Annotated in this window: 13 protein-coding genes; 3 read left to right on the top strand and 10 right to left on the bottom strand. The window is 62.3% G+C overall.

What is annotated here, in order from left to right:
- Positions 1-68: 68 nt before the first annotated feature.
- The 5 genes from urtA to LC343_RS01220 all read right to left on the bottom strand — a co-directional run bounded on the left by urtA (position 69) and on the right by LC343_RS01220 (position 6,692).
- Positions 69-1,361 carry an urea ABC transporter substrate-binding protein gene (gene urtA / locus LC343_RS01200; RefSeq protein ID WP_223475261.1) on the bottom strand — a complete coding sequence of 431 codons (1,293 nt, stop codon included), beginning with the start codon at positions 1,359-1,361 and terminating at the stop codon, positions 69-71.
- Between the two features lie 264 nt (positions 1,362-1,625).
- Entirely contained in the window at positions 1,626-1,832 is a 207-nt protein-coding gene (locus LC343_RS01205; RefSeq protein ID WP_223475262.1) for a DUF2783 domain-containing protein, read from the bottom strand.
- A gap of 138 nt (positions 1,833-1,970) precedes the next feature.
- Positions 1,971-4,169, bottom strand: coding sequence for a dehydrogenase E1 component subunit alpha/beta (locus tag LC343_RS01210; protein ID WP_223475263.1), 2,199 nt, complete (start codon positions 4,167-4,169; stop codon positions 1,971-1,973).
- A 9-nt stretch (positions 4,170-4,178) separates the two neighbouring features.
- The gene (locus LC343_RS01215) at positions 4,179-5,381 is read right to left on the bottom strand and encodes an acyl-CoA dehydrogenase (RefSeq protein ID WP_223475264.1); all 1,203 of its coding nucleotides are present in this window, start codon (positions 5,379-5,381) and stop codon (positions 4,179-4,181) included.
- 84 nt (positions 5,382-5,465) lie between these two features.
- Entirely contained in the window at positions 5,466-6,692 is a 1,227-nt protein-coding gene (locus LC343_RS01220; protein WP_223475265.1) for an ROK family transcriptional regulator, read from the bottom strand.
- Between the two features lie 250 nt (positions 6,693-6,942).
- Here LC343_RS01220 and LC343_RS01225 point away from each other — a divergent pair, with 250 nt between their 5' ends.
- The 3 genes from LC343_RS01225 (at position 6,943) to LC343_RS01235 (ending at position 9,946) form a co-directional block, all read left to right on the top strand.
- A complete protein-coding gene (locus LC343_RS01225) occupies positions 6,943-7,971 on the top strand; it encodes a sugar ABC transporter substrate-binding protein (RefSeq protein ID WP_223475266.1) in 1,029 nt (342 codons plus the stop codon).
- 128 nt (positions 7,972-8,099) lie between these two features.
- Positions 8,100-9,170: an ABC transporter permease gene (locus tag LC343_RS01230; protein ID WP_223475267.1), complete on the top strand. Its 1,071-nt coding sequence runs from the start codon at positions 8,100-8,102 to the stop codon at positions 9,168-9,170.
- Positions 9,167-9,946, top strand: coding sequence for an ATP-binding cassette domain-containing protein (locus tag LC343_RS01235; RefSeq protein ID WP_223475268.1), 780 nt, complete (start codon positions 9,167-9,169; stop codon positions 9,944-9,946). The genes LC343_RS01230 and LC343_RS01235 overlap by 4 nt, the downstream gene beginning before the upstream one ends.
- A gap of 95 nt (positions 9,947-10,041) precedes the next feature.
- Here LC343_RS01235 and LC343_RS01240 read toward each other — a convergent pair whose 3' ends face one another.
- The 5 genes from LC343_RS01240 to LC343_RS01260 form a co-directional block, all read right to left on the bottom strand.
- Entirely contained in the window at positions 10,042-11,037 is a 996-nt protein-coding gene (locus tag LC343_RS01240; RefSeq protein WP_425417978.1) for an ABC transporter substrate-binding protein, read from the bottom strand.
- A 29-nt stretch (positions 11,038-11,066) separates the two neighbouring features.
- Positions 11,067-11,843 carry an ABC transporter permease gene (locus LC343_RS01245; protein ID WP_223475269.1) on the bottom strand — a complete coding sequence of 259 codons (777 nt, stop codon included), beginning with the start codon at positions 11,841-11,843 and terminating at the stop codon, positions 11,067-11,069.
- Positions 11,840-12,709, bottom strand: a complete 870-nt coding sequence (locus LC343_RS01250) for an ABC transporter permease (protein ID WP_223475270.1) — start codon at positions 12,707-12,709, stop codon at positions 11,840-11,842. The genes LC343_RS01245 and LC343_RS01250 overlap by 4 nt, the downstream gene beginning before the upstream one ends.
- Complete coding sequence (locus tag LC343_RS01255; protein WP_223475271.1) at positions 12,706-13,209, bottom strand: hypothetical protein; 504 nt, start codon at positions 13,207-13,209, stop codon at positions 12,706-12,708. The genes LC343_RS01250 and LC343_RS01255 overlap by 4 nt, the downstream gene beginning before the upstream one ends.
- Positions 13,210-13,272: 63 nt before the next feature.
- Positions 13,273-14,076 (bottom strand): ABC transporter ATP-binding protein, encoded by an 804-nt coding sequence (locus LC343_RS01260; protein WP_223475272.1) that lies wholly within the window; start codon positions 14,074-14,076, stop codon positions 13,273-13,275.
- Positions 14,077-14,081 lie beyond the last annotated feature (5 nt).

The raw sequence follows: 14,081 nt of genomic DNA on the forward strand, positions 1-14,081 counted from the left end.
CGCGCCCAATAAGAATTTGTCGGAAAGAACGGGAAGCCGGCGAACCGGCTTCCCGCAGCGAGGGTGTCTTAGGAGGAAGAGCCCAGGCATTTTTCGGTTTCGGTATTGTAGTTACCGCATTTCAGCTCGATCCAGTCGGACTTGAGCGGCTTGGATTCCGGCAGGAAGTCGGACCATGCATCGCCCGGAACGAGATCTTCGGTCTCGGAAACCACTTCGAACTGACCGTCATCCTGGATTTCGCCGATCAGCACCGGCTTTGTGATGTGGTGGTTCGGAAGCATTACCGAGGTCCCGCCCGTGAGGTTCGGGGTCTCGATGCCCGGCAGCGCGTCGATGACGGCGTCGGCGTCGGTGGTGCCGGCAGCCTCGACCGCCTTAACCCACATGTTGAAGCCGATATAATGGGCTTCCATCGGGTCGTTGGTCACGCGATCGTCGCCCATGCGCGCCTTCCAGGTCGCGATGAACTCTTCGTTCTCCGGCGTATCGACGGACTGGAAGTAGTTCCAGGCGGCAAGGTGGCCGACCAGCGGACCGGTGTCGAGACCGGCAAGCTCTTCCTCGCCGACCGAGAAGGCGACGACGGGAATGTCGGAAGCTTCGATGCCCTGGTTGCCCAGTTCCTTGTAGAACGGCACGTTGGCGTCGCCGTTGATGGTCGAGACGACGGCGGTTTTCTTGCCGGCCGAGCCGAATGCCTTGATGTCGGCCACGATCGTCTGCCAGTCGGAATGACCGAACGGCGTGTAGTTGATCATGATGTCTTCTTCAGCAACGCCCTTGTCCTTGAGATAGGCCTCGAGGATCTTGTTGGTCGTACGCGGATAGACGTAGTCGGTACCGGCGAGAACCCAGCGCTCGACGCCTTCTTCTTCCATCAGGTAGTCGACGGCCGGAATGGCCTGCTGGTTCGGAGCGGCGCCTGTGTAGAAGACGTTGCGCTGCGATTCTTCGCCCTCGTACTGGACGGGGTAGAACAGGATCGAGTTCAGCTCTTCAAAGACCGGAAGAACGGATTTGCGCGACACGGAGGTCCAGCAGCCGAACACCACGTCGACGCCGTCGCCGGTGATCAGTTCACGTGCCTTTTCGGCGAAAAGCGGCCAGTCCGAAGCCGGATCGACGACGACCGCTTCAAGCTGCTTGCCGAGCAAGCCACCCTTCTTGTTCTGCTCGTCGATGAGCATTTCCATGACGTCCTTGAGGGTCGTCTCGGAAATCGCCATCGTTCCCGACAGCGAGTGTAGAATGCCGACCTTGATCGTGTCTTCCTGGGCCGTGGCCGCGTTCACCAGCGCCGAGGCTGCGAGCGCGGCGCCCGCTAAGGCACCGGTCAGCGTTTTTCGAAAAAAATTCATAGGAGGCTCCCTGACAATTGATAACGCTTGGTAAAGAGCAATCGTCGTGCCAACACCCAAAAAAGCCTCTCGAGAGAATACATTCCTCTTATATTTCAATATCTTATAGAGACAATTCGATTCACATCATCAAGCGACGCGAGATCTCGGTCACTGCACCGCAAAGCGGCAACCGACGCATGCAATGCTCAATAAATATGCAAATTCGTCATATGCATAATAATTGATCTGTTGCTGCTAGGCGATATCTTGCCGCCGCGATCCCTATTTCGCGTTACGTCGCGCTGCGGCGAGCGCCTGGCTTAATATCTCGGGATCGCCGATCTGGCTTGCCAGGATCAGGATCAGGCGCGCATCCATGCGCAGGCATTGCTCGAAAGTCAGCCCCTCATGCGCCTCCATGAGCGCCTCGCAAAAGGCTTCATAGTTGCTTCCGAGGCGGTCCCTCAGAAGATCGCGCTTTTCGCTCATCGTCCATTCCGCTGCGTTCCGGCTTTCGGAAGAAATCTAACACCAAACACCCGACGCCGTCACACACCCCACAGCGTGCGGGCGGTGACGGAGTCGTCGATGCGATGCAACCGACCCCCGGGAATGCGAAATTTCAAATCATCCTGTGCGCTTGCCGGCCAGCTTCACCGCCGCCTCGACGATCCCCGCCGCAGACGGAAGCGTCGCCGCATAGGCGGGACCCGTCGCGATGAAGCTGTCTTCGGCAGTCACGCGCGCGAAGGATTCGACGCCGGCTTCCGCCATGAGCGCCATCAGCGCCTCTGATTGCGAGCCCGTGCGCCGGCACTCGTCGACGATCAGCACGTGGGGGCAATCGGCCGCCGCCTCCAGGATTGCCTCGCCCGGCAGCGGCGCGAGCCAACGCATGTCGACGATGCGCGCCTCTATTCCATGCGCCTCGACCAGCCGTTCCACCGCCTGGTGCGCAAGGTAGCAGCCATTGCCATAGGTAACGATCGCAAGATGGTCGCCATGGCCCTCCACCGCTACCTCGCCAAGCGGGATACGCTTGTCAGGAGCGGGATAATGGCGCATCCACAGCCCGTCCTTTTCTCCATGCAGGTCGCGCATCGGATAGAGCGCAATCGGCTCAACGAAGACACAGACGCGCTGTTCCTCGCGCGCAAGCCGCACGCATTCGCGCAGCATCATCGCTGCATCGGCACCGTTCGACGGACAGGCGACGATCAGGCCCGGTATGTCGCGCAGAACGGCAAGGGAATTGTCGTTGTGGAAGTGACCGCCAAACCCCTTCTGGTAACCGAGCCCGGCGATCCGGACGACCATCGGGTTGGTATACTGCCCGTCCGAGAAGAAGGACAGCGTCGCCGCCTCGCCCCGCAACTGGTCTTCCGCATTGTGCAGATAGGCCAGGAACTGGATTTCCGGGATCGGCAGAATGCCGTTATGCGCCATGCCGATGGACAGACCGAGGATCGACTGCTCGTCAAGCAAAGTATCGATGACCCGGTGGCGTCCGAACCGCTCCATGAGTTTCTGGGTAACGCCGTAAACGCCGCCCTTCGCGCCGACATCCTCTCCTGCCAGGACGATCTCGCCATGTTCGAGCATCAGGTCGGTCAACGCCCAGTTGATCAACCGGGCCATGGGCTGCGGCTGTTCGAGAGCCCTGAGGTCGCCGCCAAAGGCCCGCTCGCGCGCCGCTTCCGATGGGCCGTTGGTCGGCTTGCATATTCGTTTCGGGGGAACGAGGCTCGCCATCACGTCGCCGGCCGCCTTCAGCCGTGGACGATCGACGGCGAATTCCATTTCCGCCTCGCAGGCCGTCTCGATGCCCTTGTAGATGTCAACGGCATCATCGGGCGCGAGAAAGCCCGCTGCCGAAAGCAGACTCGCCGTGTGAACCAGAGGGTCGTTGTCTTCGGCTTGCTCGATCTCCGATTTCGGCCTGTAGGCCGCCTCGACGTCGGAGCCCGCATGGCCGAACAGGCGTACGGTCTTCACGTGCAGGAACACCGGCTGACGTCTGGTGCGTGCGAACTCCGCTGCCTCGAGCGCTGTGGCATAGGTATCGAAGATGTCGAGGCCGTTGCAGGCGAAATAGGCAAGCCCGGCGCGGTTGGAGAAATTCGCGGTGATCCAGTCCGTCGGCGTACGCACGGAAATGCCGATACCGTTGTCCTCGCAGACGAACATGAGCGGCAGCGGCACCGACTGGTATGCCGTCCAGGCTGCCGCGTTGAACGCGCCTTGCGCAGTCGAGTGATTGGCAGATGCGTCTCCGAAGGAGCACATGACCACCGAGTCCTGAGGCAAGGCCGCATGCTCCGGCCGCAGGCGCTTCGCGAGGCCGACGGAATAGGCCGCGCCCACCGCTTTCGGCAGATGGCTGGCGATCGTCGATGTCTGCGGCGGAATGGAAAGCGCCTTCGAACCCAGCACCTTGTGCCGCCCGCCCGAGATCGGATCCTCCACCGAACAGGCAAAGCTCAGCAGCATGTCACGGATCGGATTCTGCCCGTCGACCTGACCGGCCCGCTCCACCTGAAACGCTCCGTCGCGGTAATGCAGAAAGGCCATGTCCGTCGGGCGCAAAGCGGCTGCGACCGCCGCCATTCCCTCATGGCCGGACGAACCTATCGTGTAATAGCCCTGCCCCGCCTTCTGCATTCTGCGGCCCATCCGGTCGAGATGCCGTGACGTGCATTGCGAGCGGAAGATGCCGATGGCGCTTTCGCGATCCATCGGCAGTTCGTTCGGCAGGTCCGCGACGGGCAGGTCGCCAGCCGTCACGCGCTCAAGGAAGCGCTTGTGGACAAGTTCCGCGCGATCCATGAAACGCCCCTAGAAAAAAGCCTGCAAACCCGTCTGGGCACGGCCGAGGATAAGGGCATGAACGTCATGCGCGCCCTCATAGGTGTTGACCGTCTCGAGGTTGGCCATGTGGCGAAACACCTGGAATTCCTCGGAAATGCCGTTGCCGCCATGCATGTCGCGGGCATGACGCGCGATATCCAGCGCCTTGCCGCAATTGTTGCGCTTGATGAGCGAAATCATCTCTGGCGCGGCCCTCGCCTCCTCCATCAGGCGTCCGACGCGGAGCGCCGCCTGCAGGCCGAGTGAGATTTCCGTCTGCATGTCGGCGAGCTTCTTCTGGAACAATTGCGTCTGCGCCAGCGGCTTGCCGAACTGCTTGCGGTCGAGACCATATTGGCGCGCCGCATGCCAGCAGAACTCGGCAGCGCCCATCGCCCCCCAGGCGATGCCGTAACGCGCCCGGTTGAGACATCCGAACGGGCCTTTGAGCCCCTCGACATTCGGCAGGAGTGCATCTTCGCCGACCTCGACCCCCTCCATCACGACCTCGCCGGTCACGGATGCCCGCAGGCTCAGCTTGCCCGCGATCTTAGGCGCAGAAAGCCCCTTCATGCCCTTCTCCAGCACGAAGCCGCGAATCTTGCCGCCATGTGCCTCCGACTTCGCCCAGACGACGAACACGTCGGCGATCGGGCTGTTCGAGATCCACATCTTCGAGCCGTTCAGCACATATCCGCCGTCGGTCTTCTTCGCGGTCGTCTTCATGCCGCCCGGATCGGACCCCGCATCTGGCTCGGTCAGCCCGAAGCAGCCGATCCATTCGCCGGAAGCCAGCTTCGGCAGGTACTTCTTGCGCTGTTCCTCGGTCCCGTAGGCCTGGATCGGATACATGACCAGCGAGGACTGCACGCTCATCATCGAGCGGTAGCCGCTATCGACGCGCTCGATCTCGCGCGCGACCAACCCGTAGGCGACATAGCCAGCGCCCGCCCCGCCGTAGTCGTCGGGAACGGTGACGCCGAGCAGCCCGGTTTCCCCCATCTCGGCGAAGACTTCCGGTTCGACGCGCTCCTCGCGATATGCGGCGATAACGCGCGGCTGCAGCTTCTCCTGTGCATAGGCCGCCGCCGTGTCGCGGATCAGCCGTTCCTCGTCGTTCAACTGGTCATCCAGAAGGAACGGATCCTCCCAGGAAAACGAGCCGAGTTCCGGCGTTGTCGTATCGCCCATGACATCCCTTTCTTATTCGTTCTTGTCGGCAGATGCGGCGCACAAAAGCAATGCCAGTGCGGACTGTCAATCAGCGTTGCGCCGTTAGGCCGCGTCTCGGTTCGTCAGCTTCTGGTTGAGCAGGAAGCGTGCGAACAGCGGCAGGCTCGCCGCACCGAGAGCCCGCGCATCGGCGCCCACCACACCGCTGCGTATTTCGGGCTTTTCCAGGCCGGTCATATCCAGCTTCTCAAGCTCGTCGCTGATTGCATCGACAAGCCTCAGGCGAACGTCGACGGGGAGCCAGCCATCGACGACAATCGCCGAAAAATCGATCAATGAACATGCCGAGGCGATCGCATGCGCCAGCCCCGCCGCGGCGGACGCGATCCAGTCGTCGAGAATGCCGGCGTTCACCTGCCAATTTTCCGTGCCCTCCCAGAGCGAACTCGTTTCGAGCCCCTGTACGGCAAGCTGTTTTTCGAGTTCCGACAGGCTTGCGACCTCGATCAGCTGGCAAACCTTGCCGTCCCGGCCGACGACGGGCATCGGGCCAAGCGCGCCCGAGTTCCCGCCGGGGCCCGTATAGAGCGCACGGTTGAGAACGACGCCACCGCCAATGAAATAGCCGACATAGAAATAAAGGTAGTCGTCCGGCGTGTTCGCCACGCCGAATGCGATCTCTGCCGCGCAAGCGGATGACGCGTCGTTTTCGAGATAAACGGGAAACGCATACATGGAAGCGATTTCGCTGCGGATATCGGCATCCCGCCAATCGGCCATTGCTTCGTCGGGCACGCCCAGCGCCCGGGTCCAATTCCAAAGATAAAAGGGCATCGCGATACCGAGCCCGGCGATCCGCGACAACGCGTCCGAATCGAGCCGGCTGATCAGAGCCCCAATCGCGTCGTGTGCAAACTGAATGGCCTGATCGGGTTTCGGATAGCGGTGCGTCCTGGCCGAGCGGTGAATGACCTCGCCCAGAAAATTCATCAACACCAGTTCCATGCTTCGCCGGCCGATCTTCAGCCCCAACGAATAGGCCCCTTCGGGATTGAGAGACAGGGGGATCGATGGCTGGCCGATACGCCCGCGTTGCGGTTCCCCGCGTATCACCAGCCCGTCGGCTTCGAGACGGCGCATGATCACCGAAATGGTCTGAGCGGAAAGACCGGTCAGACGCGTCAGATCGGATTTCGCCAAGGCACCGCTCCGCCGAATAAGCGTGAGGATCAGCTTTTCGTTATAGGCGCGCATGCCGCTCTGATTCGTGCCGCGCATCTGTACGGCACCGCCGCCAGGCGGATCGTCGCGCTCCTCAGTCTGGACCATGCCCCTGCCCCGGATTCCGAATCGGACGGCATGACATACACGGATTCAACGTCAAAAGCTTACTCCTCCCCCGTCCAGAATGGCCGCGACCGCTCGCATCTGTCAATAATTAAATCACAGTGAATTAGTTATTGACACGCGAAATCGCCTGTAGTTCCCTATGGAACGTCCGGGAGGAGAGACCGCATTGGATCTCACCGGAGCCGACTCCGCCATGCGCGGCGGAGACATCAAACTGGGAGGATTACACGTGAAGAAGACCCTTATTACGACTGCGATCGCGACCCTCGCACTCGGCGCGGCTTTCGCCTCGCCGGCAAGTGCGCAGGACAAGATCGGCGCATGCCTGATCACCAAGACCGACACCAACCCGTTCTTCGTGAAGATGAAGGAAGGCGCTACCGCCAAGGCCGAGGAACTCGGCATCGACCTGAAGAGCTTCGCCGGCAAGATCGACGGCGACCATGAAACCCAGGTCGCAGCCATCGAGACCTGCATCGCCGACGGCGCCAAGGGCATCCTGCTGACTGCGTCCGACACTTCGTCGATCGTCTCGTCCGTGCAACAGGCCCGAGACGCCGGTCTCCTCGTGATCGCGCTCGACACCCCGCTCGACCCGATCGACGCGGCCGACATGACCTTCGCCACGGACAACTTCAAGGCGGGCGAACTGATCGGTCAATGGGCCGCCGCCAAGCTCGGCGACGACGCGGCCAACGCCAAGATCGGCATGCTCGATCTCGCCGTCAGCCAGCCGACCGTTGGCGTGCTGCGCGACCAGGGCTTCATGCAGGGCTTCGGCATCGATCTCGGCGACCCGAACAAGTGGGGCGACGAAACGGATGAGCGCATCGTTGGCCATGACGTGACCCAGGGCAACGAGGAAGGCGGCCGCACGGCGATGGAAAACCTGCTGGCGACCGACCCGATGATCAACGTCGTCTACACGATCAACGAGCCGGCGGCGGCCGGTGCCTATGAGGCGCTGAAGTCGATCGGTCGCGAGAACGACGTTCTGATCGTTTCCGTGGACGGCGGTTGCCCCGGTGTCCAGAACGTCGCCGATGGCGTCATCGGCGCGACTTCGCAGCAATACCCGCTGCTGATGGCCTCCAAGGGCATCGAGGCGATTGCCGCCTGGGCGAAGGACGGCTCCAAGCCGGAGCCGACAGAGGGCAAGGACTTCTTCGACACCGGCGTATCGCTGGTCACCGACCAGCCGGTGGACGGCGTGCCCTCCATCTCGGTCAAGGAAGGCATGGACCTTTGCTGGGGCTGATCGCCCGCACTTGATCCCGTCCCGCCATTGGCGGCACAATGCAACACTGGAAGCGCGGGCTCCGGCCCGCCTTCCATCAGGCGCATGTCCGGCCTGAATGGGCCGGCATAATGGAGGAGATTGCGCCCATGTCGGACAATGTCACGACGAAGGACAATTACGAGTCCGCCAGCAACCGCGAGGAAAAACTTGCCGAATTCGAGGGCAGCAAACGCGGCCTGATCGGCAACCTGCAACACTGGTTGCACCAGACGCCGGCGGCAGTGCCGCTGATCGTGCTGATCGCTTCGATCCTGATCTTCGGCGTATTGATCGGCGACCGCTTCTTTTCGCCGTTTGCGCTGACCCTCGTCCTGCAGCAAGTGCAGATTGTCGGCATCGTCGCCGCCGCGCAGAGCCTCGTCATTCTGACGGCCGGCATCGACCTGTCAGTCGGCGCTATCACGGTGTTCTCCTCGGTCATCATGGGCCAGTTCGCCTTCCGCTACGGGCTTCCGCCATCTGTCGCGGTGGTCTGCGGCCTGATTTTCGGCACACTCTGCGGCGCGCTCAACGGCTTTCTGGTCGCGCGCGTCAAGCTGCCGCCCTTCATCGTCACGCTCGGCACCTGGCAGATCATCCTCGCCTCCAACTATCTCTATTCCGCCAACGAGACGATCCGCGCCCAGGAGATCGAGGCCGAGGCCCCTCTCCTGCAATTGATGGGCACGAAGTTCCAGATCGGCGGCGCAGTCCTGACCCTCGGCGTCATCTTCATGATCGTGCTGATGCTCGTCCTCGCCTGGGTCCTGCGCCACACCGCATGGGGCCGGCATGTCTACGCCGTCGGCGACGACCCGGAAGCAGCACAGCTCTCCGGCGTCAACGTCAAGGCAACGCTTATGTCGGTCTATGCGCTGGCCGGACTGATCTGCGCCTTTGCGGGCTGGGCCCTGATCGGCCGCATCGGCTCGGTGTCTCCAACCTCGGCCTATGAGGCCAACATCGAATCCATCACCGCCGTGGTGATCGGCGGCATATCGCTCTTCGGCGGGCGCGGCTCGATCCTCGGCGCATTGTTCGGCGCGCTGATCGTCGGCGTCTTCTCGCTCGGCTTGCGCCTGCTCGGCGCGGATGCGCAATGGACCTATTTCTTCATCGGCGTGCTGATCATCGCCGCCGTCGCCGTCGACCAGTGGATCAGAAAGGTATCGGCATGAGCGAACCCATCCTCAAGGGCCGCGGCCTGACCAAGCGCTACGGCCGCGTCACCGCCCTCGACCGTTGCGACTTCGATCTGATGCCGGGCGAGATCCTGGCAGTGATCGGCGACAACGGCGCCGGCAAGTCGACATTGATCAAGGCCATTTCCGGCGCCGTGACGCCGGAAGAAGGCGACATCTGGATGAATGGCGAAAAACTGCGCTTCACCTCGCCGAGCGAGGCGCGCGAGGCGGGCATAGAAACCGTCTACCAGACGCTCGCCATGTCCCCGGCCCTGTCGATCACCGACAACATGTTCATGGGCCGCGAATTGCGTAAACCGGGTGTCATGGGCAAATGGTTCCGCCAGCTGGACCGGCCCGCCATGGAGAAATTCGCCCGCGACAAGCTGACCGAGCTGGGCTTGATGACGATCCAGAACATCAACCAGGCCGTCGAGACGCTCTCCGGCGGCCAGCGCCAGGGCGTGGCAGTCGCGCGCGCGGCGGCCTTCGGCTCCAAGGTCATCATTCTCGACGAGCCGACCGCCGCCCTTGGCGTGAAGGAATCGCGCCGCGTGCTCGAACTGATCCAGGACGTGAAGTCGCGCGGCATTCCGATCATCCTGATCTCGCACAACATGCCGCACGTCTTCGAGGTCGCCGACCGCATCCATGTCCACCGGCTCGGCAAACGGCTCTGCGTGATCAATCCGAAGGACTACACCATGTCCGACGCGGTCGCCTTCATGACGGGCGCGAAGGAGCCGCCGGAGGAACTGGCGGCAGCCTGAATCGATTTGCGGGGATAAGGCCGCAACACATTGCTATCCCACGAAAAAGGGCCGCGTGAGCGGCCCTTTCCTTGTCGGTTCCGTGTCGGCGCTTCTTACAGCGCTTCGTCTGTGATCGCGTGCGTCCAGGCGCCGTCGTCGGGCTCCTTGGTGATCGCCGGGTTGTCCGGCGAAACAGCCGACAACAGGGTATCCACCGTCTGCTGGTAATCCGCCGGATCGAGCGCACCATCGGTGCCGGCCGTCAGCTTGGCGATTTCGCCCATCATGTAGACCTGATGCTCAAGGGTCTGCGCGCCGGTCTCGTCGTTTTCGACGACGATTTCAGCGGCTTCTTCCGGGTTTTGCTCCGCGTATTTCCAGCCCTTCATCGAGGCCCGGACGAAACGGGTCATCTTGTCGACGAATTCCGGATCGTCGAGATTGTCCTCGAGCACGTAAAGACCGTCCTCGAGCATGCCGATGCCTTCATCGAGATAGTTGAAGGTGACAAGGTCATCCTCCGAAATGCCGGCATCGAGAACCTGGCCGTACTCGTTGTAGGTCATGACGCTGATGCAGTCAGCCTGCTTCTGCAGAAGCGGATCGACATTGAAGGCCTGCTTGAGCACTTCGACGCCGTCATCGCCGCCTTCGGTCGGAATGCCGAGCTTCGCCATCCAGGCGTAGAACGGATACTCGTTGCCGAAGAACCAGACACCGAGCGTATGGCCCGGAAAGTCCTCGGGGCTTTCGATGCCGGTTTCCTTGAGGCAGGTCAGCTGCAGGCCGCCCGACTTGAAGGGCTGGGCGATGTTCACCAGCGGAATACCGCGCTCGCGCGCAGCCAGCCCCGCCGCCATCCAGGTGGTGATCACATCCGCGCCACCGCCGGCGATCACCTGCTCGGGCGCGATGTCCGGACCGCCCGGCTTGATCGTCACGTCGAGGTCTTCCTCTTCGTAGAAACCCTTGTCCTTGGCGACATAGTAGCCTGCGAACTGGGCCTGGGTGACCCATTTGAGCTGCAGCGTCACCTCGTCCGCCGCCTGCGCCGCCGTAACCAGCGCCAGCGACGCCGCGGTTGCGGCAATTGTCTTCATGAATCTCATAACAACACTCTCCTTGTTTTCGCCTGAAGTTACCGACCCGTGCGCTGCGACGGATGCCAGAAGGTCATTCGCCGTTCGATCAGTGCCACGATGCCATAGAGCACCGTGCCGGACACAGCCGCCACGGCGATTTCAGCCCAGACCATATCGATCCCGAGCCGCCCCACCTCGGTGGAGATTCGAAAACCCATGCCCTGTGTCGGCGAACCGAAATATTCGGCAACGATCGCGCCGATCAGGGCAAGAGTGGAACAGATCTTCAGTCCGTTGAAGATGAACGGCAGTGCGGCGGGAAGCCTCAGCTTCGCCAGCGTCTGCCCGTGACTGGCGCTGTAGGTGCGCATCAGGTCCCGCTGCATCCGGTCGGTCGCCTGCAATCCGGCCAGCGTGTTGACCAGCATCGGGAAGAACACCATCACCACGACCACCGCCGCCTTCGAATGCCAGTCGAAACCGAACCACATGACCATGATCGGCGCGACACCGACGATCGGCAGCGCGGCGACGAAATTGGCGACCGGAAGCAATCCCTTTTTGAGAAAGTCGGACCGGTCGATGGCGATCGCCGCGGCAACGCCGGCGAGCGCGCCCATGATCATTCCGGTCAATGCGCCCTTCACGACGGTCTGCAGCCAGTCCGCGAAAAGCGTGCCGGTCGAGTTGGCCATCGCCTCGCCGATATCGGTCGGCGCCGGCAGGATGGCCGGCGGAATGTTAAAGGCGTGGACCGAGATCTCCCAGAGAATGAGAACGAGGATGCCAAAGCCGAGCGGATAGAAGACGCGAAGCGCGCGGTCGATGATCATGCGCTCTGCCCTCCCATCGCCCGCGACGCGACCCGTTCGATGCCGCCGACGACCCAGATCAGCATCGCGGCGAGGATGGCTGCCGCGAACAGCGCCGACCACATGATCATCGGATTGCCGAATTGCGAGCCGATCAGCATGCGCGCGCCGAGCCCGGAAATCGCGCCGGTCGGCAATTCGCCGACGATGGCCCCGACGAGGCTGGCCGCCACCGCGATTTTCAGCGACGCGAAGAAGAACGGCATCGAGGCCGGAAGGCGCAGCTTCCAGAACACCTGGTTCTTCGTCGCGCCATAGGTGCGCAGCAGGTCGAGTTGCATCGCATCCGGGCTGGTCAGTCCCTTCACCATCGAGACCAGCACCGGGAAGAAGGACAGGTAGCCGGCGATAATCGCCTTCGGCACCATAAGGCTCTCCGCGCCCAATGCGTTGGTCAGGATCACGATCATCGGCGCCAGCGCGACGACGGGTATGGTTTGTGAAATGATCGCCCATGGCATCAGTGTCAGATCGGCGGTGCGGCTGAGGACGATCAGAATCGCCAGCGCCACGCCTCCGATGATCCCGAGCGCAAAACCCCAGAGCGTCGCCTGTAGCGTGATGAAACCGTGATAGACGAGGCTGCGCTTCGATGTGACCGCCTTGTCGAAGATGCCGTCATAGAGCTCGACGGCGACCTGGTGCGGCGCGGGAACGACCGGTCGCGACTGGTTCATCGTCCCGGCGATCTGTTCGGACAGGCTGGGCGTCTCGCCGGCGCGGGCCGCTTGGTCCATCACCCAGGCACGGTTCATCGTGAAGGAGGCCACATACCAGATCGCGAAGATGGCGAGGACGACAGTGAGGATCGGGACCACGCGATTCATGCGGCAGCCCTCCCCCAGCGCGGCATGCGCGGACTGCAAGCCGCGATGACCGCCTCCGCGTCCTCGCGCGATATCCCGCGCGCAACAATTACTGGATAGGGCGTGGCGTGAATCTTCAGCGCCGTTTGCGGGATGCGCCGGCCGTTGACCTTTCTCGTCACCATGGGGTCGTCTGGCACCCAGAACATGCCCGTTGTCGTCTCCGCAGGCATACGCTGCGTCGGGCCTATCAGCCCGAGAATCTTGTGCGAAACCGCGACCTCCTTCGGAGAGACGCGGATGACGATGCGGCCGAACAGCTTCCACAGGATGAAGATGACGCCAAAGGCCTCTGCCGCGACCCATGCAGTAAGCCACACCATGAAAAAGGCGCCCGTATTTCCATTGTCGAGCTCGACCATAAGCATCAGGGCCGCGAACAAGCCGCCGAAGGTCCAGAAAGCGAGGACCAGCGTCGCGACGATCGCTGAGGATATGCCGCCTTCAGGCGCTATGATCACTGTCGTAACCCCCTGCCCGTGCCGTACCCGCGTTCTGCGGGAAAGCCGCTGTGTGGCTCCCAATCAAACATCCTCATAGCTGTGCCCCGCCCGCAATCCCTCGCGTACGCGATGGGCGATGGCGAGAAATTCGGGCGTTTCGCGAATATCAAGCGGCCGGTCCGGCCCGAGATCGCAGTCGATGACATCGTGGATGCGCCCGGGCCGCGGGCTCATCACCACGATCCGCGTCGACAGGAACACCGCCTCCGGGATCGAGTGCGTCACGAAGCCGATCGTCTTTTCCGTGCGCGCCCACAGTTCCAGAAGCTGTTCGTTCAGGTGATCGCGGACGATCTCGTCCAGCGCACCGAACGGCTCGTCCATCAACAGGATGTCCGCGTCGAAGGACAGCGCGCGGGCAATCGAGGCGCGCTGCTGCATCCCGCCCGACAGTTGCCAAGGATATTTCTGGCCGAAACCGGACAGATCGACCATTTCCAGCACCTTCTCGACGCGGGAATCCTGCTCGGCCTTCGGATAGCCCATGATCTCCAGCGGCAGCTTGACGTTGCCGGCGATGGTGCGCCACGGATAAAGCCCCGCCGCCTGGAACACGTAGCCATAGGCGCGCGCCTTGCGCGCCTCGTCGGGCGTCATACCGTTGACCATGATCGAGCCGCCCGTCGGCTCCTCCAGCGCCGCAATGGTCCGCAGGAAGGTCGTCTTGCCGCAGCCGGACGGCCCGATGAAGGACACGAACTCACCCTTGAAGATGTCGAGATTGATATCCGAAAGGGCGTGCACCGGACCGTCGCCGGTCTGGAAGGTCAGGTCGACCGACTTCGCCGAAATGACAGGCACGCGGTTCTTGCTCTCGGAATTCACTGACA

Origin of the sequence: Oricola indica, assembly GCF_019966595.1 — a bacterium.
Taxonomy (GTDB): domain Bacteria; phylum Pseudomonadota; class Alphaproteobacteria; order Rhizobiales; family Rhizobiaceae; genus Oricola; species Oricola indica.

Excerpts from the sequence above, each read along its gene's own strand:
- urtA (WP_223475261.1), bottom strand. The coding sequence starts at position 1,361 with ATGAATTTTTTTCGAAAAACGCTGACCGGTGCCTTAGCGGGCGCCGCG.
- LC343_RS01205 (WP_223475262.1), bottom strand. The coding sequence starts at position 1,832 with ATGAGCGAAAAGCGCGATCTTCTGAGGGACCGCCTCGGAAGCAACTAT.
- LC343_RS01210 (WP_223475263.1), bottom strand. The coding sequence starts at position 4,169 with ATGGATCGCGCGGAACTTGTCCACAAGCGCTTCCTTGAGCGCGTGACG.
- LC343_RS01215 (WP_223475264.1), bottom strand. The coding sequence starts at position 5,381 with ATGGGCGATACGACAACGCCGGAACTCGGCTCGTTTTCCTGGGAGGAT.
- LC343_RS01220 (WP_223475265.1), bottom strand. The coding sequence starts at position 6,692 with ATGGTCCAGACTGAGGAGCGCGACGATCCGCCTGGCGGCGGTGCCGTA.
- LC343_RS01230 (WP_223475267.1), top strand. The coding sequence starts at position 8,100 with ATGTCGGACAATGTCACGACGAAGGACAATTACGAGTCCGCCAGCAAC.
- LC343_RS01235 (WP_223475268.1), top strand. The coding sequence starts at position 9,167 with ATGAGCGAACCCATCCTCAAGGGCCGCGGCCTGACCAAGCGCTACGGC.
- LC343_RS01240 (WP_425417978.1), bottom strand. The coding sequence starts at position 11,037 with ATGAGATTCATGAAGACAATTGCCGCAACCGCGGCGTCGCTGGCGCTG.
- LC343_RS01245 (WP_223475269.1), bottom strand. The coding sequence starts at position 11,843 with ATGATCATCGACCGCGCGCTTCGCGTCTTCTATCCGCTCGGCTTTGGC.
- LC343_RS01250 (WP_223475270.1), bottom strand. The coding sequence starts at position 12,709 with ATGAATCGCGTGGTCCCGATCCTCACTGTCGTCCTCGCCATCTTCGCG.